Consider the following 18,419-nt stretch of genomic DNA (forward strand, 5'->3'; position numbering starts at 1 on the left):
GGCGGCCATGTCTGAGAAAACTTTTCTGGTGGAAATCGGCACTGAAGAGCTGCCACCAAAAGCACTGCGCAGCCTGGCTGAGTCCTTTGCTGCAAACTTTACCGCGGAGCTGGATAACGCTGGCATCGCGCACGGCAACGTTGAGTGGTTCGCCGCGCCGCGTCGTCTGGCGCTGAAAGTCGCGAATCTGGCGGAATCTCAACCCGATCGCGAAGTTGAAAAACGCGGTCCGGCCATTGCCCAGGCGTTTGACGCTGAAGGTAAACCGAGCAAAGCGGCAGAAGGTTGGGCACGTGGCTGCGGCATCACGGTTGATCAGGCTGAGCGTCTGACTACCGACAAAGGCGAATGGCTGTTGTACCGTGCGCATGTGAAAGGCGAAAGCGCTGAAACGCTGCTGCCGAACATGATCGCCACGTCACTGGCGAAGCTGCCGATCCCGAAACTGATGCGCTGGGGCGCGTCTGACGTCCACTTCGTGCGTCCGGTTCACACCGTGACTCTGTTGCTGGGAGACAAAGTGATTCCGGCAACGATTCTGGGCATTCAGTCCGATCGCGTGATCCGCGGACACCGCTTTATGGGCGAGCCGGAATTCACCATCGATTCTGCCGATCAGTACCCGGAAATCCTGCGTGAGCGCGGCAAAGTAATTGCGGATTACGCTGAGCGTAAAGCGAAAATCAAAGCCGATGCTGAAGAAGCGGCGCGTAAGATTGGCGGTAACGCTGACCTGAGCGAAAGCCTGCTGGAAGAAGTTACCTCGCTGGTGGAATGGCCGGTAGTGCTGACTGCGAAGTTCGAAGAGAAATTCCTCGCTGTTCCGTCTGAAGCGCTGGTACACACCATGAAAGGTGACCAGAAGTACTTCCCGGTATACGCGAACGACGGCAAACTGCTGCCGAACTTTATCTTCGTTGCCAACATCGAATCGAAAGATCCGATCCAGATTATCTCTGGTAACGAGAAAGTCGTTCGTCCGCGTCTGGCGGATGCCGAGTTCTTCTTCAATACCGACCGTAAAAAACGTCTGGAAGACCATCTGCCGCGTCTGCAAACCGTGCTGTTCCAACAGCAACTGGGTACGCTGCGCGACAAGACTGATCGTATCCAGGCGCTGGCGGGCTGGATTGCTGGTCAGATTGGCGCTGATGTTAACCACGCAACGCGTGCTGGCCTGCTGTCCAAGTGCGATCTGATGACCAACATGGTCTTCGAATTCACCGACACCCAGGGTGTGATGGGCATGCACTATGCGCGTCACGATGGCGAAGCGGAAGATGTAGCTGTTGCGCTGAACGAGCAGTATCAGCCGCGTTTTGCTGGTGATGACCTGCCGTCGAACCCGGTAGCTTGTGCCGTGGCGATTGCTGACAAGATGGACACCCTGGCGGGTATCTTCGGTATCGGTCAGCATCCGAAAGGCGACAAAGACCCGTTTGCGCTGCGTCGTGCTGCGCTGGGTGTGCTGCGTATTATCGTTGAGAAGAACCTGAATCTGGATCTGCAAACGCTGACCGAAGAAGCGGTTCGTCTGTATGGTGACAAGCTGACCAACGCCAACGTGGTGGATGACGTTATCGACTTTATGCTCGGTCGCTTCCGCGCCTGGTATCAGGACGAAGGTTATACCGTCGACACCATTCAGGCCGTACTGGCACGTCGTCCGACTCGTCCGGCTGATTTTGACGCACGTATGAAGGCGGTTTCGCACTTCCGTACGCTGGAAGCCGCGTCCGCGTTGGCTGCCGCGAACAAGCGTGTATCGAACATCCTGGCGAAGTCTGAAGAGACGCTGAATGACCGCGTGAATGCGGCAACGCTGAAAGAGCCGGAAGAAATTGCGCTGGCGATGCAGGTGGTTGTGCTGCGCGATAAGCTGGAGCCTGTCTTCGCTGCCGGTCGTTACCAGGAAGCGCTGGTTGAGTTGGCGGAACTGCGTGAACCGGTTGATGCGTTCTTCGAGAAAGTGATGGTCAACGTAGAAGATAAAGATCTGCGTATTAACCGTCTGTCTATGCTCGAAAAACTGCGCGAGCTGTTCTTGCGCGTGGCTGATATTTCTCTGCTGCAGTAACGACCCTGCGCTGACTTAGAAAATGCCGGATGGCGGCTTCGCCTTATCCGGCATTTTTTTATGTTGTTAGCGCAACTGCAATTTTGTCAGACAGGTCTGGCTGTCTTCCATCGTCTTAATAGGATACTCCGCTGTTTTACCGTTGTAGCTCACTGCGATGGTGCCTTCCATATTGCGCGGTAGCCATACCCCGACAAAGCCATTTCGGCCGCTCTTCATCGCTTTTTGTACCACCACATCACCCTTGTTATCCGTCACTTTGACATTGAATGTCTTCTCCGGCATTTCGCCCTGGCAGCCAGAAAGGCTGTGGTTGAAACAAGGATGTGTTTGCCATTCATACGGGGCAAACGACAGATAGAACTTGTCACCGAGCGGCAGGGTATAAACCTGATCGCCCGAAGAGAGCTTCAACGCGGTGCTGGTGATGGACGCTGAGTACGGCAGCGGGCGGCTCTGCGGTGATTGATCAATCGTCTCTACGATTTGTTCGACGGATTTCCCGCTAAGCCCGTGTTCGGCCAGAAAAGTAGCTTCCGGCGTTGCCGCGAACGCAGTACCAGTGGTGAGCAAACCTAAAATCAGCAGCAGTGAGGATTTCGACATAGCTTCAATTCCTTGTGAAAATTGTGGAATATAGACTGGCTCACTATAAAGCTTGCCCTTAGGGAAAGGTCAAAGGGACGACGGGTAAAGTAATGCAAAGAAGCGTTGGGGAGGGGAGACTTACAAAATACAGATAAAAAAATCCCCGCCGTTTGGCAGGGATTCAGAATTTTGAGCTTTTTAAGCTTACAGGCTGGTTACGTTGCCAGCTGCCGGGCCTTTAGCGCCGCTTTCGATGGTGAAGGAAACTTTCTGACCTTCGTCCAGAGATTTGTAGCCATCGTTCTGGATAGCAGAGAAGTGTACGAACACGTCTTTAGAGCCATCGTCAGGAGTGATGAAGCCGAAACCTTTGTCAGCGTTGAACCATTTTACGATACCAGTCATTTTACCGGACATAGTGTATTACCTTTTAAAAAATAAGTGTGCCTTTCGGCGATATGGCGTGCTTTACAGATTTTTTAACAGTAAAGGAAATGCTCACTACGAAGGGTATCAACGATAACTCTTGAAGGGACTTGCCTTACTAACTGCTGTAATGGTCTGTACGTCAAACCGTTGAGGGCATTAACTCATTTTACGCATGTGGATGCAACTACTATTTTCTTTTTTGTGGATAACCTTCGTAAGAGAACGGCCCTGTTACAGGACCGTTCTTGAGCAAAATTGAAAAATAGTTCAATCCATCAGTTGCTTACTTAACCTAGGGTCTGCCTGAATCAGGCGCATTAACTTCAATTCGGTAGTGGAAGGCTTTACGCGTTTAGACTCCCATTCATGAACCATCGCGACCGTCACGCCCATCACTCGGGCAAAATCGTCTGTTTTTAAACCTGTCCCTCGTCGTAGCTGTTCAAATTCGGTGAAAGGGTTGGTTTTTTGCGGCAGAGTGACCGTCTGCGATACATCTTTAAAAACAATCTGCTCCAGACTGCTTAGCAGTTCAAACATAGGATCTTTGTATTCCATTGAGAACTCCTACAAATCACACAGCGGGATCGTGAATTTCTTCGAAGCTCATTAAGAGTAGTCGGAAAAAATGAAGCCGGATTTAAGGTTTGCGTGATGGATTCGTTTCAGCGGATCGCAGGTGACAATCTATTGCTGGCTAACGAACTGATAAAGGTCAGGATCTCCGAACGATCGATTCCGATTGTAAAGATGACTAAAATATGACGCCGAGTGGTAAATGCAGCATTGTTTAGCAAAACGAACGGTGGCGGGAACGGTTATTTTCCCCCACAAGATTACGCGGAAAGGGTATCTTGCGGGGCTGACCTGGACTATCCTTGTCAACGTCAGGCACGCGGGTGTCGTTGTGCGCATTTTTGGGTGAAAGGAGTATTAAAATGGCGACAGGTAAGTCCTGCTCTCGCTGGTTTGCGCCTGTTTTGGCGCTCTTAATGGTAGTTGGCCTGAGTGGGTGTTTTGATAAAGAAGGCGATCAACGCAAAGCGTTTATCGATTTTCTGCAGAATACTGCAATGCGTAGCGGAGAGCGTTTACCAACGCTGACCGCCGATCAGAAAAAACAGTTTGGCCCGTTTGTGTCCGATTACGCGATTCTGTATGGCTATTCGCAGCAGGTTAATCAGGCGATGGACTCCGGTCTGCGCCCGGTGGTTGATAGCGTAAATGCGATTCGTGTTCCTCAGGATTATGTGACTCAGCGTGAGCCGCTGCGTCAGGCAAATGGTGCGCTAGGTGTATTAGGGCAACAGTTGCAGAATGCGAAACTACAGGCAGATGCTGCGCATGGCGCGCTGAAGCAGGGCGAAGATCTGAAGCCGGTCTTTGATCAGGTGTACAACAAAGTTGTTACTGCACCAGCAGAGGCCTTACAGCCGCTGATCCCTGCCGCGCAAATTTTCACGCAGCAGTTGGTGCAGGTTGGTGATTTTGTGGCGCAGCAGGATACACAGGTGAGCTTTGTCGCCAACGGTATCCAGTTCCCAACGTCACAGCAGGCAAGTCAGTACAATACGCTGATTGGCCCGTTGGCTGCTCAGCATCAGGCATTTAATCAGGCCTGGACTGCTGCGGTGAATGCCGCTCAGTAATTAAGATACGGTAATGCATGAAAGGCCGGGTGAGCGTAAGCGCTACCCGGCCTTTTGTTTATGATGCGACCTGCGGGTTTACGCAGTTCTTCTCAACGCGTCCTTGCAGCGCATCGATTAAGTTATCCACCGCACAGGCCGCCATGTTGTAGCGCGTTTCGTGTGTGGCTGAACCAATGTGCGGTACGGCCACCACGTTGGGCAGTGACAGTAGCGGTGAGTCTACCGATAATGGCTCTTGCTCAAATACATCCAGGCCAGCGGCATGAATCTCGCCTTTTTGCAGGGCAGCAATCAACGCTTTTTCATCGACCACCGGGCCACGTCCGGCGTTAATAAAAATGGCGGAAGACTTCATTTTGGCAAACTGCTCGGTGCTGAACAGATGATGCGTTTCGTCGGTTAACGGCAGGATCAGGCAGACAAAATCAGACTCCTGCAACAGCGTATCGAGGTCGCAGTAACGTGCATTGAAGCGTTCTTCTGCTTCCTGATGGTGACGGCGCGCATTATAGAGAATCGGCATGCTAAAGCCGAAATGCGCACGTTGTGCCAGCGCCAGCCCAATGCGGCCCATACCGACAATCCCCAGCGTTTTGTGGTGTACATCGGTACCAAACCAGTCCGGTCCGATACTTTTGGTCCATTCGCCAACCTTTACCCGTTCGGCAACTTCCACTACGCGGCGTGCGGTGCTTAACACCAGCGCCATTACCGTATCGGCGACGGTTTCCGTCAGCACGGTTGGCGTGTGCATCAACAGCACCTTACGCGCGTTGAGGGCATCGACGTCGAAGTTGTCATAGCCTACGGAAACCGTGGATGTCGCACGCAGCCTGGGCATTTTCTCCAGCAGAGCGGTATTGACGGCTTCACTGGAGCCCAGCAGACCTTCTGCATTGGCAAAAGCGTCGGCGTGCTGTGCGACCGTTTCCGGGCGCAGGTTAGGCACCTGAGTCACAGTAAAATGTTCTTCCAGGCGATGCAGTAAATCGTCAGGTAACGCTTTATAGAGAATAATGGACGGCTTCATGCGAATCTCCGTAAGTTAAAATTTAAGCGTGGCGTGCGCCAACCGGAATTTGGGAATTATTAGCAGGCTTAACAATTAAAGTTAGCCACACTGAGACAAAAAGCGCTACCCCCATAAAAATGTACGAGGCGGACGGGCTGCCGGTAGCGCCATTGAGGTAGCCGACAAACCATGAACCAAAGAATGAACCTAGCGCGCCCATGCTGTTGATCAGCGCCATTGCTCCACCGGCGACGTTGCGCGGCAGCATTTCCGGGATGATGGCGAAGAAGGGACCATAGGGGGCATACATTGCCGCGCCTGCAATAACCAGCAGCGTGTAAGAAATCCAGAAGTGGTCTGCGCCTACGGCCCAGGAGCCGATAAACGCGAAAGCGGCTATTAATAACAGTGGCCAGACAAACAGCTTACGGTTTTGCAGCTTATCGGACGCCCAGGAGACGAGGATCATCGCCGCCGTTGCCGCCAGATACGGTACGGATGACAGCCAACCAACTTCCACCATCCCCAGATTTGCACCGCCGTTGCGGATAATCGACGGCAGCCACAGGACAAAACCATAGACGCCAATACTCCAGGCGAAATACTGCATACACAGCAGGATGACGTTACGTGAGCGGAAAGCCTCGCTATAGTTACGTACGGCTTTGATGCCTTGCTGCTCTTTTTCCAGTTGTGCCTGAAGCGCGGCTTTTTCAGATTCTGACAGCCAACCGACCTGAGACGGTTTGTCTTTTACCAGCACCCACCAGCAGAACGCCCAGATGATGGCCGGGAAGCCCTCGATGATGAACATTTCTCGCCAGCCCAGCGCCTGAATCAGGTAACCGGAAACCACGGACATCCACAGAACGGTGACCGGATTACCGAGGATCAGGAAAGTGTTTGCGCGCGAGCGTTCAGATTTCGTAAACCAGTTGCTGATATAAATCAGCATTGCCGGCATCACGGCGGCTTCAACGACGCCAAGAATAAAGCGGATGGCGGCAAGCATTGGAATATTGCTGACCATGCCGGTTAACGACGCGCATGCGCCCCAGAGGATCAGACAGACAAAAATCAGTTTTCGTACGCTGCGTCGTTCAGCGTAAATTGCGCCCGGGATCTGAAAGAAGAAATAGCCGAGGAAAAACAGCGCGCCCAGCAGGGAAGAGATCCCCTTGGTAATGCCGAGGTCTTCGTTGATACCGGCGGCGGAGGCGAAGCTGAAGTTCGCGCGATCAAGGTACGCCAGGCTATACGTGATAAACACGATTGGCATGATGTACCACCAGCGTTTTGCTGCATTAGTTGAGCTATTCATAGACTGCCCTCTGGTTATGCTGATACGCCGCCTCTGTATGTAGGGTACAGAGTTGGCCGGGAGTTTATTCCCCTAATTGTTCACGTGTGGGTAATCCTTCGCTGTCGCCCTGAACCTGAATGGCCAGTGCGCCAATTTTATTGCCGCGTGTCACCGCCTGATGCACCGAGTGGCCTTCCAGCAGGGCGCTAATAACGCCCACGGCAAAGCCATCGCCTGCGCCGACCGTATCGACCACGTTGTCGACTTTTACCGGTGCCACGCAGCCTTGTTCGCCGCTGGCGGTTTTGTACCAGGCGCCATCAGCCCCGGTTTTGACGATCACAGCCTTCACCCCATGGCGCAGATAAAAGTCGGCGATGGCTTCAGGCGTCTGCTGACCGGTTAAAATCATGCCCTCTTTTAACCCAGGTAAAACCCAGTCAGCCTGAAATGCCAGGCGGTTCAGTTTTTCCACCATTTCGGCTTCGCTTTTCCACAATACCGGGCGCAAATTTGGGTCAAAGGAGATGGTTTTCCCTTGGGCTTTCAGCGTGCGGGCGGTATGCGCCAGAAGTTCATAGGAGCTGGCAGAAAGCGCGGCTGCCACGCCGCTCAGGTGCAAGTGACGTGCGCTGGCAAAATAGTTCTCGTGGTAATCCTCAATGCTGAGGTGGCTGGCAGCGGAACCTTTACGGAAATATTCCACAATGGGATCGGTTCCATTTTCGACCTTAGATTTAAGCTGAAAGCCAGTAGCGTAACGCCCGTCCTGGGTGACTCCCTGCGCATCAATCCCTTCTTTTTCCAGCGACTTAACGATAAAACGTCCAAAACTGTCGTTGCCTACACGGCTCACCCAACCGACCTTCAGGCCCAGACGGGCAAGACCGGTCGCCACGTTGAGCTCCGCGCCTGCAACGCGCTTGATAAACTGCTCCACATCCGCCAGTTCGCCGGTTTGCGTGGCGACAAACATCGCCATCGCTTCACCAATAGTGACCACATCCAGTGAATTTTTCATGTGTTACTCCTCGCGTAACAGCTCGACGTAGCGGCGGGTAACCGCCACCAAATCCTGCCCTTCCAGGGGGAACTCAATGCCGCGTGGGACATCGTTGGGCAGCGTTTTTAGCAGCGCCAGCCAGCGCGGATCGGCGGTATCTGGCGGTACGGCGCGGTAGCTGTCGCGATGTGCAACTGCGGCTTTAACATGGATATACCCAACGGTTGACGCCAGGTTCTGCGCCGCCAGTTCCGGGGAGTCGCCCACCCACAGCCAGTTCCCCATATCGAAGGTTAAAGATATCGGCAGGTTTTGCGCCTGACAGGCTTCGTTAAAGCGCTGCATCGGCTGCAGGCGTCCGCAGTCGGTCTGATCGTTCTCGACAACCAGCTCCATTCCGCTGTTGTCCAGCCATTGGCGTAGAACGTCGAACTGTTCGGTATGGGAAAAATGGCCGAGGGAGACTTTTAACCACAGTGCCTGCAAGGCCTGCGCTTCCTCAAGTAGTTCTGGAAGACGGGGGTTGAGGCTACCGTCCTCAAGGAACAACGGTTCAGGCGCAGAGTAACAGGCCAGCAGGCCGAAGATTTCGATCGCAGAGGCCATCGTGGACAGCGTCTTCAGCTCAACGTCGGTTAATAGCTCGCGGCGGATTTCGACGCCGTCAGCACCGGCTTCAGCGATGATGGGCAGCATTGCCGTTTGCCCGCCTGCGGCCCGTACCTGGTCGTGCCCATAAGCGGCGGTGACCACCATAATTTTTCTTTTCATGGAAACTCCAGACTAGCGTTCTTGTTATAACGCTAGATGGAACCGGTTCCAAAGAAAAGCCTATGATGTCGAATTTATGATCACCATCACGAAGGTAATTTAACGGCAGGTAGAGCCGCGCACGATCAGCTCGCCGGAGAAGACCTGCTCCTGAATGGCCGCAGAGCCGCCATCGATCCGGCGCACAACCTGCTCAACGGCGGTGTAACCAATCTGCCAGGTGGGTTGTTTCAATGTGGTAATACCAACGCCCGCCAGCTCGGCCCATTCCAGCTCGTCAAAACCGAGTAGGCCAATGTCGCTCCCCCAGTTGAGGCCAATGCGTTTCAGGGCGCGGGCTACTTGTAGCGTGAGGGCACCGTTGGCAGAGATAACGGCTTTGCGCATTCCACGATGCTGCTGGTGAAACTGGCGCAGGGTGTCGTCCAGTTGCGTATTGTCCGTGAGCGGGACTTCGGCATTTTGCGCGATCACGCCGGGGTATTGCGCGAGCGTGGCACGAAAAGCGCTCAGGCGTTCGCGGCGGGTATTCACCATGCCGAGTGGTTCGCTGAGGAACAGGATGGCTTCAAAACCTTGTTCGACCAGATGTTCGGTGGCAACCGTTGCCGCCTGGGTGTTATCCAGCCCGACCATATCACAGGCGAAATCGGGAATTTTACGGTCAATCAGCACCATCGGCAGCGCAGACTGTTGCAGGCGGTTCAGCCCCTCTTCGCGCATCCCGACGGCGTTGACCACAATCCCTTCGACCTGGTAGCTGCGCAGCAGGTCGAGATAATGCAGTTCCTGATCCACTTCGTTGTTGGTGTTACACACCAGCGGGGTAAAGCCTTTATCGCGACAGGCAGCTTCAATACCACTTAGCACGTTGACGGAGTAGGGATTAGTAATATCGGCGATGATCAGGCCAATCAGGCGGGTACGACCATGTTTCAGGCCTCTTGCCATCAGGCTGGGACGGTAGTCGAGATCGGCAATGGCTTGTTCAATGCGGGCCAGCAGCGCGTCGGAAAGCAGGTGCTTTTCACCGTTGAGATAACGTGAAATGCTGGTCTTGCCGGTTTTTGCAGCTTTCGCCACATCGCTGATGGTTGCCCGTGTTGATTTGCTCATCGCTGATTTCCCTGAATTTGGTGACAACACCTTAACGCGAAAATCAACGATGGCAAGTGCTTCATGCCGGATGGATACGGTCTGCTTCCATCCGGCACAAAACGTTACTGGATCGGGCTTAAGGTAATTTCTACGCGGCGGTTTTGCGCTTTACCTTCCGTTGTGCTGTTGCTGGCGATCGGATTTGCCGGGCCCATACCCTGAGTGCGGATGCGGTTAGCTGCGACCCCTTGAGTGATCAAGGCGCTGGCTACGGAGTCTGCGCGCTGCTGTGACAGACGCATATTCAGATCCTGGCTGCCGGTGCTGTCGGTGAAGCCCAGCACGTTGACGGCGGTTTTATTGTACTCTTTCAGTACCATCGCCACGCCGGTCAGGGTGTTAGCACCCGCAGGCTTCAGGTTGGCACTGCTGCTGTCGAAGGTGACGTTGTTTGGCATGTTCAGAATGATGTTATCGCCACTGCGCGTCACGCTGACGCCCGTTCCCTGCATTTTTTCGCGCAGTTTCGCTTCCTGCACGTCCATGTAATAGCCGATACCACCGCCAACGGCCGCGCCAGCCGCTGCGCCAATCAGTGCGCCTTTGCCGCGATCTTTCTTCGAAGAAGAGAGTGCGCCAATGCCCGCGCCGACCAGAGAGCCAATACCTGCGCCAATGCCGGATTTACCCGCTTCGCGTTCGCCGGTGTAAGGGTTTGTTGTGCAGCCAGAAACCGCCAGGGCGCCGCTCACGATGGCAGCAATAACAAATACACGTTTCTTCATCTTAATTCCTTAATGACTTTTTCTTCTTTGCCACAGCGACCGTGGCGGTTGATTATGACGTGTGAACATGAAGAAAATTCCAGGGAAGACTCTGAAATTTGTAAGTAACATTGAACGGCATAATAAATAATCCGTCACATCGCATTCAGGAGCGCCATCTTGGCTAATTCACCCGCACATTACTCGGTGTTAACCGCCGCCCACTGGGGACCAATCCTCGTCGACACTGATGGTGAGACGGTTTTCTCCTCGCGTGGCGCGCTGCCCACCGCTCATCCCAACTCTTTGCAAACCGTGGTGCGCGACCAGGTTCACAGTAAAACGCGGGTACGTTTTCCGATGGTGCGTAAAGGGTTTCTCGCCTCGCCGGAAAACCCACAGGGCGTACGTGGGCAGGATGAGTTTGTTCGTGTCAGTTGGGACGACGCGCTGAATCTTATCCATACGCAGCATAAACGCATCCGTGACAGCTACGGCCCGGCCTCAATTTTTGCCGGTTCGTACGGCTGGCGTTCCAACGGCGTGTTACACAAAGCGGCGACCCTGTTACAGCGTTATATGGCGCTGGCGGGCGGTTATACCGGGCATCTGGGGGATTACTCGACGGGGGCTGCGCAAGCGATCATGCCGTACGTGGTGGGCGGGAACGAAGTTTACCAGCAGCAAACCAGCTGGCCGGTGGTGCTGGAGAACAGCGAGGTGGTGGTGTTGTGGAGCGCCAATCCGCTGAATACCCTGAAGATTGCCTGGAACGCGTCCGATGAGCAGGGCCTCGCGTACTTTGAGGCATTGCGCGACAGCGGTAAACGGTTGATCTGTATCGATCCGATGCGATCGGAAAGCGTCGATTTCTTTGGCGATAAGATGGAATGGATTGCCCCGCATATGGGGACCGACGTAGCGCTGATGCTGGGCATCGCGCATACGCTGGTGGAAAACGGCTGGCATGACGAGGACTTTCTCTCCCGGTGTACTACCGGATATGACCGTTTTGCCGACTATCTGCTGGGTAAATCTGACGATGTTGCAAAAACGGCAAAATGGGCGGCAGAGATTTGTGGTATTCCGGCCGCGAAGATACGCGAACTTGCAGCGATATTTCACCAAAATACCACCATGCTGATGGCCGGATGGGGCATGCAGCGCCAACAGTATGGCGAGCAGAAACACTGGATGATTGTCACCCTGGCCGCCATGCTCGGACAAATCGGGACGCCAGGCGGCGGTTTTGGGCTGTCGTACCATTTTGCCAACGGCGGCAACCCAACGCGCCGGGCTGCGGTGCTGGCTTCAATGCAGGGCAGCGTTAAAGGCGGCACCGACGCGGTAGATAAAATCCCGGTGGCGCGAATTGTCGAAGCGCTGGAAAATCCCGGCGGTTTTTACCAGCACAACGGCATGGACCGCCATTTCCCGGACATCCGTATGCTGTGGTGGGCGGGTGGCGCTAACTTCACCCATCATCAGGACACTAACCGTTTAATTCGCGCCTGGCAAAAACCGGAGCTGGTGGTCATCTCGGAGTGTTTCTGGACCGCAGCAGCAAAGCATGCTGATATCGTGCTGCCAGCAACCACCTCCTTTGAGCGTAATGATTTGACCATGACTGGCGATTACAGCAACCAGCACCTGGTGCCGATGAAGCAGGTCGTACCGCCGCAGGACGAAGCGCGAAATGATTTTGATGTCTTTGCCGAGCTGAGTGAGCGCTGGGAAAAGGGCGGATATGAACGGTTCACCGAAGGTAAAAGCGAACTGGCGTGGCTGGAGACTTTTTACAATATTGCCGGGCAACGTGGGGCCAGTCAGCAGGTGACATTGCCGCCTTTCGCCGAGTTTTGGCAGCGCAACGCCCTGATCGAAATGCCGGAAAACGCCGCCAGCGCACAGTTTATCCGTTTTGCGGATTTTCGCCGCGACCCGCAGGCGCATCCGCTGAAAACGGACAGCGGCAAAATTGAAATCTACTCCGCGAGGATTGCAGGTTACGGCTACGCGGACTGCGCGGGACACCCGATGTGGCTGGAGCCGGATGAGTGGTTCGGTAACGCTGAACCGGACCAGCTACAGCTACTTTCCGCCCACCCGGCGCACCGTTTGCATAGTCAGCTTAACTACAGTGCGCTACGGGAGCAGTACGCGGTAGCGGATCGTGAGCCGATAACGATTCATCCGCAGGACGCCCACGCGCGCGGCATTGCGGATGGCGATACGGTCAGGGTGTGGAACCAGCGCGGGCAAGTTCTGGCGGGCGCGGTGGTGACGGCGGGTATTAAACCCGGCGTCATCTGTATTCATGAAGGCGCCTGGCCTGATTTGGATCTCGCAGCGAACGGTATTTGTAAAAATGGCGCCGTCAACGTGCTGACCAAAGATCTCCCCAGCTCGAAGCTGGGGAATGGCTGCGCGGGCAACACCGCGCTGGCGTGGCTTGAAAAATATAGCGGACCAACGTTGGCGCTTACGGCGTTTGATCCGCCTGCCAGCCCATAATCCACGTGGGGTGGTGAGTCTCTTCCTGCCATGCGCCGTCTTCAATACGAAAACCCAGCGCATGGTAGAAGTTCACCGCTGATTGATTCTTCTGGTATACCTCAAGGCTGAGTATTGAAAAGCGCTGCTGGACATGCTGCACCAGCGCTTTGCCGATCCCGCTTCTGATGGCGGCAGGTGCGACAAACAGCGCGCCGAGAAAGCGGTCGTCAATCACGCTGGCAAAGCCTTTGAGCTCGCCTTCTTCTTCCCAAACCCAGGTTTGCGCGGCTGGCAGATAAACATCCCGCACCACGGATTCACTTTCGCGCCAGTAGCGCTCTTCGATAAATGGATGGGCATGGATTGTGCTTTCCATCCACAGCGCCAAAATTGACGGCAGATCTTCAGCCTTGGATTCACGAATCATGTTGTTCTCCCGGATAAAAGATGCAGCTGGTGACATGGTCGTTGACCAGGCCGCACGCCTGCATAAAGGAGTAACAAATGGTGGTGCCGACAAACTTAAATCCGCGTTTTTTTAATGCTTTAGACAGCGCGTCTGACGCAGGCGTGGAGGTGGGAATATCGCTCAGATTGGCGGCGTGAGTCACTTGCGGTTGGTTATCAACAAATGACCAGACGAATTCGCTAAACGACTCTCCGTTTTGCGCCATCGTCAGAAAAGCGCGAGCGTTGCCGATAATGGCCTGAATTTTTCCGCGATGACGAATAATGCCGGCATCCAGTACCAGCCTTTCCACATCCTCTTCGGTCATGGCCGCCACTTTTTCCGGGTCAAAATGGTGGAAGGCGTGGCGATAGTTTTCCCGTTTCTTGAGCACGGTAATCCACGATAACCCGGCCTGCTGGCCCTCAAGGCAGATCATTTCGAACAGCTTTTTACCATCGGTTTCGGGGACGCCCCATTCCTTGTCGTGGTAGGCAATGTAAAGTGGGTCCTGGCTGACCCATCCGCAACGCTGCATATTCTTCCTCGCTGTTTTTACTGGCGTAAAAATTTCATTCGGCCCGCCTTGACGCGCCAGCTAAAAAGACAATATTTAATACAGGGCCTGATGGGCCCAATATCCTTCACTCAATGACAATAATATCGCCGAATTCGGCTCTTTTCTGGAGTCGCGTTGATGATTATAAGAAACAGTAGTGGTCGCCAAAGGTTAACTCTGGCGAGCGTCGTAGTTTGTGCGCTGTCCATCAATACAGCATATGGCTGGCAACAAGAATATATCGTTGATGCGATGTCAGGGCATACGGCTGAACGTTATACATGGGACAGCGATCACCAACCACGTTATAACGACATTCTGGAAGAACGTATTCGTTCCACTCAGAACGTGGCGGGTCCCGTGGTGAATCTGGCGGATGAGACGCCTATGGATGCGACCAGCGGCATGAGTATGGGCTGGAACTTCCCGCTTTCAAGGCAGGTGACAACTGGTCCGGTTGCCGCGCTGCATTATGACGGTTCAACCACATCTACTTACAACGAATTTGGCGATAGCGCGACGTCGGTAACGCAGAACGATCCGCTGTGGCATGCCAGCGTGAGTTCGTTGGGTTGGCGAGTCAATTCGCAGTTCGGTGATGTGCGTCCGTGGGCGCAAATCAGCTATAACCAGCAGTTTGGCGAGAATATCTGGAAGGCGCAGTCGGGTCTCAGTCGCATGTCAGCAGCGGGTCAGGATGGTAACTGGGTGGATGTCACCGTCGGTGCAGATATGCTGTTGAACCCGCACATGGCGGCTTACGCGGCGCTTTCGCAGGCGGAAAACAGTACCAACAACAGCGACTATATGTACACCATGGGAGTGAGCGCCAAATTTTAACGTAAGTAATCAGCATATAAACATCTTGATTACATGTTGAGATCAACAATCACACGCACTCCAGCGATAGCGTGTACTAACTCATGCGATAAAATTCAGTAACCCGACTTTTTGTCTCGTCATTCATTCCGCATTCCAGGCATTTCATTCCGTCCTGGCGGCATTTCATGCCGTTTTCTCCTGCTCATAAAAGCGCTTCGGTATGGTTGTTGGCAGAGAATTTCCCATTTTGTTTATGCAGGAAGACTGCCATGAAAACTTCTGATTATCAGCGTACCCGCTGGCTGACACTGATCGGCACCATCATTACCCAATTTGCTTTAGGTTCTGTTTATACCTGGAGCCTGTTTAACGGTGCGCTCTCTTCTAAGCTTGATGCGCCGGTGAGTCAGGTTGCCTTTTCCTTTGGCCTGCTGAGCCTCGGGCTGGCAATTTCTTCTTCCGTCGCCGGGAAACTGCAGGAACGTTTTGGCGTGAAACGCGTCACCATGGCCTCCGGTATTTTACTGGGTGTCGGCTTCTTCTTAACCGCCCACTCTGACAGCCTGATTATGCTGTGGCTGAGCGCCGGTGTATTGGTCGGTCTGGCGGATGGCGCAGGTTACCTGTTAACACTTTCCAACTGTGTAAAATGGTTCCCTGAGCGTAAAGGGCTGATTTCCGCCTTTGCCATCGGTTCTTACGGTCTTGGCAGCCTCGGTTTTAAATTCATCGACAGCCAACTGTTGAGCACTGTGGGTCTGGAAAAAACCTTCATGATTTGGGGCGCGATTGTGCTGGTGATGATCGTCTTTGGCTCCACGCTGATGAAAGACGCGCCGAATCAGGAAGTGAAAACGAAAAATGGCGTGGTTGAGAATGACTACACCCTGGCGCAGTCCATGCGTAAACCGCAGTACTGGATGCTGGCAGTGATGTTCCTGACGGCGTGTATGAGTGGGCTATATGTGATTGGCGTGGCGAAAGATATTGCACAAAGCCTGGCGCATATGGATGTGGCAACGGCGGCAAATGCGGTTACCGTCATTTCTATCGCTAACCTGTCAGGTCGTCTGGTTCTGGGGATTCTGTCCGACAAAATCTCTCGTATTCGCGTTATCACCATTGGGCAGGTCGTTTCGCTGGTCGGTATGGCGGCACTGCTGTTCGCCCCGCTGAATGATGCGACCTTCTTCGCGGCGATTGCCTGTGTAGCATTTAACTTTGGCGGTACCATCACCGTGTTCCCGTCACTGGTGAGCGAGTTCTTCGGTTTGAACAATCTGGCTAAAAACTATGGTGTCATTTACTTAGGTTTCGGTATCGGCAGCATTTGTGGTTCCATTATCGCCTCGCTGTTCGGCGGTTTCTATGTGACCTTCTGCGTTATCTTTGCGCTGTTAATTATCTCGCTGGCACTCTCCACCACCATCCGCCAGCCACAGCGTAGCGTATATGCCGAGGCGCACGCCTAAACCTATTAGTAGTCTGATTAATACCTGGCGCATATATTTACAAAAATATATGCGTCATTTGCATTCTCTATAAGCACTTTTTCCCCCTCCTGTGGTCTACTTACCCGCGCCCGTAGACATTTCACTTCTGCTGTTGTCGCATTTTCCCCTGCCTGGTCTGTTTGACTACTGCTCAGGGTGTTTTAATCCCGATTCCCAGGGTTTGTTTGCATGAGATATATTAAGTCGATGACGCAGCAGAAACTCAGTTTCCTGCTGGCAATCTATATCGGTTTGTTTATGAACTGTGCTGTATTTTTCCGGCGCTTTAGCGGATATGCACACGAGTTTACCGTCTGGAAAGGACTCTCTGCGGTTGTTGAATTAGCCGGCACTGTGCTGGTGACCTTCTTTTTACTACGACTTCTCTCTTTATTTGGTCGGCGCGCCTGGCGTGTCCTGACAACGTTAGTGGTGCTGTGTTCTGCCGGTGCCAGCTATTACATGACCTTCCTGAACGTGGTAATTGGTTACGGTATTATTGCCTCCGTAATGACCACGGATATTGATTTATCGAAAGAAGTGGTTGGCTGGCATTTTGTCGTGTGGCTGGTTTCGGTCAGCATTTTACCGTTGGTTCTGATTTGGAGTAATCGCTGCCGCTATACCCTGATGAAACAGATCCGTACGCCTGGCATGAGATGGCGTAGCGTGGCGGTGGTATTGTTGGCTGGCTTGATGGTATGGGTGCCGATTCGCCTGCTGAGTATGCAACAGAGAAGCGTTGAGCGAGCAACGGGGATCGATTTGCCCAGCTATGGCGGGGTAGTGGCGAATTCCTATCTGCCGTCAAACTGGCTCTCCGCGCTGGGTCTGTACGCCTGGGCACAGGTGGATGAATCCTCAGACAACAAATCGTTGATGAACCCGGCGAAGAAGTTTACCTATGTTGCCCCCAAAAACCTCGACGACACCTATGTGGTCTTTATTATCGGCGAAACGACCCGCTGGGATCATATGGGGATTTTTGGCTATGAGCGTAATACCACGCCAAGGCTCGCCCAGGAGAAAAATCTGGCCGCCTTCCGTGGATATTCCTGTGATACGGCAACCAAACTTTCGCTGCGTTGCATGTTTGTGCGTGAGGGTGGGGCAGAAGAAAACCCGCAGCGTACTCTGAAAGAACAAAACGTCTTCTCCGTGCTCGGCCAGTTAGGGTTCAAGACCGATCTTTACGCGATGCAAAGCGAGATGTGGTTCTACAGTAACACCATGGCGGAGAACATCGCCTATCGTGAGCAGATTGGCGCAGAGCCGCGCAACCGTGGCAAGAACGTTGACGATATGCTGTTGATTACCGAGATGCAGCAGTCTCTGCAAAATAATGAAGATGGTGGCAAGCATCTAATTATTCTGCATACCAAGGGCTCGCATTTTAACTACACCCAGCGCTATACCCGTGATTATGCGCAGTGGAAGCCGGAATGTGTCAATGTTGATAGCGGTTGCTCGAAAGCTGAGATGATCAACTCATTCGATAACTCGGTAACCTATGTTGATCACTTTATTACCAAAGTATTTGATCAACTACGTGATAAGAAAGCGATCGTGTTTTACGCCGCCGATCACGGTGAGTCGATTAACGAGCGCGAGCACCTGCACGGTACGCCGCGTAAAATGGCGCCACCTGAGCAGTTCCGCGTTCCTATGATGGTGTGGATGTCTGACAAATATCTGGAAGACCCCGACCATGCGAAGGCGTTTGCACACCTTAAGCAAGAAGCTGATATGAAGGTGCCGCGTCGTCATGTGGAACTGTACGACACCATTTTGGGTTGCCTCGGTTATACCTCGCCAAATGGCGGTATTAACGAGAATAATAACTGGTGCCGTATCCCGGACGCGAATAAGGCGACAGCCCAGTAACTGAGCTGCTGACTTTCTCG

The 18,419-nt window shown here is 53.4% G+C and carries 17 protein-coding genes; 6 read left to right on the forward strand and 11 right to left on the reverse strand.

Going from position 1 to position 18,419, the window contains the following annotated elements:
• Positions 1–7 precede the first annotated feature (7 nt).
• Positions 8–2,077, forward strand: a complete 2,070-nt coding sequence (gene glyS, locus SK35_RS00870) for a glycine--tRNA ligase subunit beta (RefSeq protein ID WP_008786433.1) — start codon at positions 8–10, stop codon at positions 2,075–2,077.
• Positions 2,078–2,143: 66 nt separating this feature from the next.
• On the opposite strand, the gene cueP is transcribed toward glyS, so the two are convergent.
• The 3 genes from cueP to SK35_RS00885 form a co-directional block, all read right to left on the reverse strand.
• Entirely contained in the window at positions 2,144–2,683 is a 540-nt protein-coding gene (cueP, locus tag SK35_RS00875; RefSeq protein ID WP_032945331.1) for a copper-binding periplasmic metallochaperone CueP, read from the reverse strand.
• Between the two features lie 186 nt (positions 2,684–2,869).
• Positions 2,870–3,082, reverse strand: coding sequence for a transcription antiterminator/RNA stability regulator CspE (gene cspE / locus SK35_RS00880; RefSeq protein ID WP_000014594.1), 213 nt, complete (start codon positions 3,080–3,082; stop codon positions 2,870–2,872).
• A gap of 279 nt (positions 3,083–3,361) precedes the next feature.
• Positions 3,362–3,652, reverse strand: a complete 291-nt coding sequence (locus SK35_RS00885; RefSeq protein ID WP_003827383.1) for an HTH-type transcriptional regulator — start codon at positions 3,650–3,652, stop codon at positions 3,362–3,364.
• 380 nt (positions 3,653–4,032) lie between these two features.
• On the opposite strand from SK35_RS00885, the gene SK35_RS00890 reads away from it, so the two are divergent.
• Complete coding sequence (locus tag SK35_RS00890) at positions 4,033–4,743, forward strand: DUF3053 domain-containing protein (protein ID WP_003827386.1); 711 nt, start codon at positions 4,033–4,035, stop codon at positions 4,741–4,743.
• A gap of 58 nt (positions 4,744–4,801) precedes the next feature.
• On the opposite strand, the gene ghrB is transcribed toward SK35_RS00890, so the two are convergent.
• From ghrB to SK35_RS00920, 6 genes are all read right to left on the reverse strand, one after another.
• On the reverse strand, positions 4,802–5,776 hold the full coding sequence (ghrB, locus tag SK35_RS00895; protein WP_048215327.1) for a glyoxylate/hydroxypyruvate reductase GhrB: 975 nt from the start codon (positions 5,774–5,776) through the stop codon (positions 4,802–4,804).
• Between the two features lie 22 nt (positions 5,777–5,798).
• Entirely contained in the window at positions 5,799–7,079 is a 1,281-nt protein-coding gene (locus tag SK35_RS00900; RefSeq protein WP_048215328.1) for an MFS transporter, read from the reverse strand.
• Between the two features lie 64 nt (positions 7,080–7,143).
• Complete coding sequence (locus tag SK35_RS00905) at positions 7,144–8,082, reverse strand: sugar kinase (protein ID WP_048215329.1); 939 nt, start codon at positions 8,080–8,082, stop codon at positions 7,144–7,146.
• A 3-nt stretch (positions 8,083–8,085) separates the two neighbouring features.
• Positions 8,086–8,835, reverse strand: coding sequence for a sugar phosphate isomerase/epimerase family protein (locus SK35_RS00910; protein WP_048215330.1), 750 nt, complete (start codon positions 8,833–8,835; stop codon positions 8,086–8,088).
• 99 nt (positions 8,836–8,934) lie between these two features.
• Positions 8,935–9,951, reverse strand: a complete 1,017-nt coding sequence (locus SK35_RS00915) for a LacI family DNA-binding transcriptional regulator (protein WP_048215331.1) — start codon at positions 9,949–9,951, stop codon at positions 8,935–8,937.
• 104 nt (positions 9,952–10,055) lie between these two features.
• Entirely contained in the window at positions 10,056–10,718 is a 663-nt protein-coding gene (locus SK35_RS00920; protein ID WP_048215332.1) for an OmpA family lipoprotein, read from the reverse strand.
• 159 nt (positions 10,719–10,877) lie between these two features.
• Here SK35_RS00920 and SK35_RS00925 point away from each other — a divergent pair, with 159 nt between their 5' ends.
• Positions 10,878–13,211 carry a molybdopterin guanine dinucleotide-containing S/N-oxide reductase gene (locus SK35_RS00925; RefSeq protein ID WP_048215333.1) on the forward strand — a complete coding sequence of 778 codons (2,334 nt, stop codon included), beginning with the start codon at positions 10,878–10,880 and terminating at the stop codon, positions 13,209–13,211.
• Here the strand turns inward: SK35_RS00925 and SK35_RS00930 are convergent.
• Positions 13,180–13,620 carry an N-acetyltransferase gene (locus tag SK35_RS00930; protein WP_003827401.1) on the reverse strand — a complete coding sequence of 147 codons (441 nt, stop codon included), beginning with the start codon at positions 13,618–13,620 and terminating at the stop codon, positions 13,180–13,182. The genes SK35_RS00925 and SK35_RS00930 overlap by 32 nt on opposite strands.
• The gene (gene tag / locus SK35_RS00935) at positions 13,610–14,179 is read right to left on the reverse strand and encodes a DNA-3-methyladenine glycosylase I (RefSeq protein ID WP_048215334.1); all 570 of its coding nucleotides are present in this window, start codon (positions 14,177–14,179) and stop codon (positions 13,610–13,612) included. Before tag ends, SK35_RS00930 begins: the two co-directional genes overlap by 11 nt.
• 159 nt (positions 14,180–14,338) lie before the next feature.
• Between tag and SK35_RS00940 the strand changes: the two genes are divergently transcribed.
• From SK35_RS00940 to eptB, 3 genes are all read left to right on the forward strand, one after another.
• The gene (locus SK35_RS00940) at positions 14,339–15,040 is read left to right on the forward strand and encodes an autotransporter outer membrane beta-barrel domain-containing protein (RefSeq protein WP_003827405.1); all 702 of its coding nucleotides are present in this window, start codon (positions 14,339–14,341) and stop codon (positions 15,038–15,040) included.
• A gap of 251 nt (positions 15,041–15,291) precedes the next feature.
• Complete coding sequence (locus SK35_RS00945) at positions 15,292–16,494, forward strand: L-lactate MFS transporter (RefSeq protein WP_048215335.1); 1,203 nt, start codon at positions 15,292–15,294, stop codon at positions 16,492–16,494.
• 210 nt (positions 16,495–16,704) lie between these two features.
• Positions 16,705–18,399, forward strand: coding sequence for a kdo(2)-lipid A phosphoethanolamine 7''-transferase (eptB, locus tag SK35_RS00950; protein ID WP_032945323.1), 1,695 nt, complete (start codon positions 16,705–16,707; stop codon positions 18,397–18,399).
• Positions 18,400–18,419 lie beyond the last annotated feature (20 nt).

The organism is Citrobacter sp. MGH105, assembly GCF_001037485.2.
Classification (GTDB): domain Bacteria; phylum Pseudomonadota; class Gammaproteobacteria; order Enterobacterales; family Enterobacteriaceae; genus Citrobacter; species Citrobacter portucalensis.

Bases quoted from the DNA above. Each gene is read 5' to 3' on its own strand.
- SK35_RS00890 (WP_003827386.1), top strand. From the start codon at position 4,033: ATGGCGACAGGTAAGTCCTGCTCTCGCTGGTTTGCGCCTGTTTTGGCG.
- SK35_RS00920 (WP_048215332.1), bottom strand. From the start codon at position 10,718: ATGAAGAAACGTGTATTTGTTATTGCTGCCATCGTGAGCGGCGCCCTG.
- SK35_RS00945 (WP_048215335.1), top strand. From the start codon at position 15,292: ATGAAAACTTCTGATTATCAGCGTACCCGCTGGCTGACACTGATCGGC.
- SK35_RS00940 (WP_003827405.1), top strand. From the start codon at position 14,339: ATGATTATAAGAAACAGTAGTGGTCGCCAAAGGTTAACTCTGGCGAGC.
- SK35_RS00910 (WP_048215330.1), bottom strand. From the start codon at position 8,835: ATGAAAAGAAAAATTATGGTGGTCACCGCCGCTTATGGGCACGACCAG.
- eptB (WP_032945323.1), top strand. From the start codon at position 16,705: ATGAGATATATTAAGTCGATGACGCAGCAGAAACTCAGTTTCCTGCTG.
- cueP (WP_032945331.1), bottom strand. From the start codon at position 2,683: ATGTCGAAATCCTCACTGCTGCTGATTTTAGGTTTGCTCACCACTGGT.
- ghrB (WP_048215327.1), bottom strand. From the start codon at position 5,776: ATGAAGCCGTCCATTATTCTCTATAAAGCGTTACCTGACGATTTACTG.
- SK35_RS00905 (WP_048215329.1), bottom strand. From the start codon at position 8,082: ATGAAAAATTCACTGGATGTGGTCACTATTGGTGAAGCGATGGCGATG.
- glyS (WP_008786433.1), top strand. From the start codon at position 8: ATGTCTGAGAAAACTTTTCTGGTGGAAATCGGCACTGAAGAGCTGCCA.
- SK35_RS00885 (WP_003827383.1), bottom strand. From the start codon at position 3,652: ATGGAATACAAAGATCCTATGTTTGAACTGCTAAGCAGTCTGGAGCAG.
- SK35_RS00915 (WP_048215331.1), bottom strand. From the start codon at position 9,951: ATGAGCAAATCAACACGGGCAACCATCAGCGATGTGGCGAAAGCTGCA.
- SK35_RS00930 (WP_003827401.1), bottom strand. From the start codon at position 13,620: ATGATTCGTGAATCCAAGGCTGAAGATCTGCCGTCAATTTTGGCGCTG.
- tag (WP_048215334.1), bottom strand. From the start codon at position 14,179: ATGCAGCGTTGCGGATGGGTCAGCCAGGACCCACTTTACATTGCCTAC.
- SK35_RS00900 (WP_048215328.1), bottom strand. From the start codon at position 7,079: ATGAATAGCTCAACTAATGCAGCAAAACGCTGGTGGTACATCATGCCA.
- cspE (WP_000014594.1), bottom strand. From the start codon at position 3,082: ATGTCCGGTAAAATGACTGGTATCGTAAAATGGTTCAACGCTGACAAA.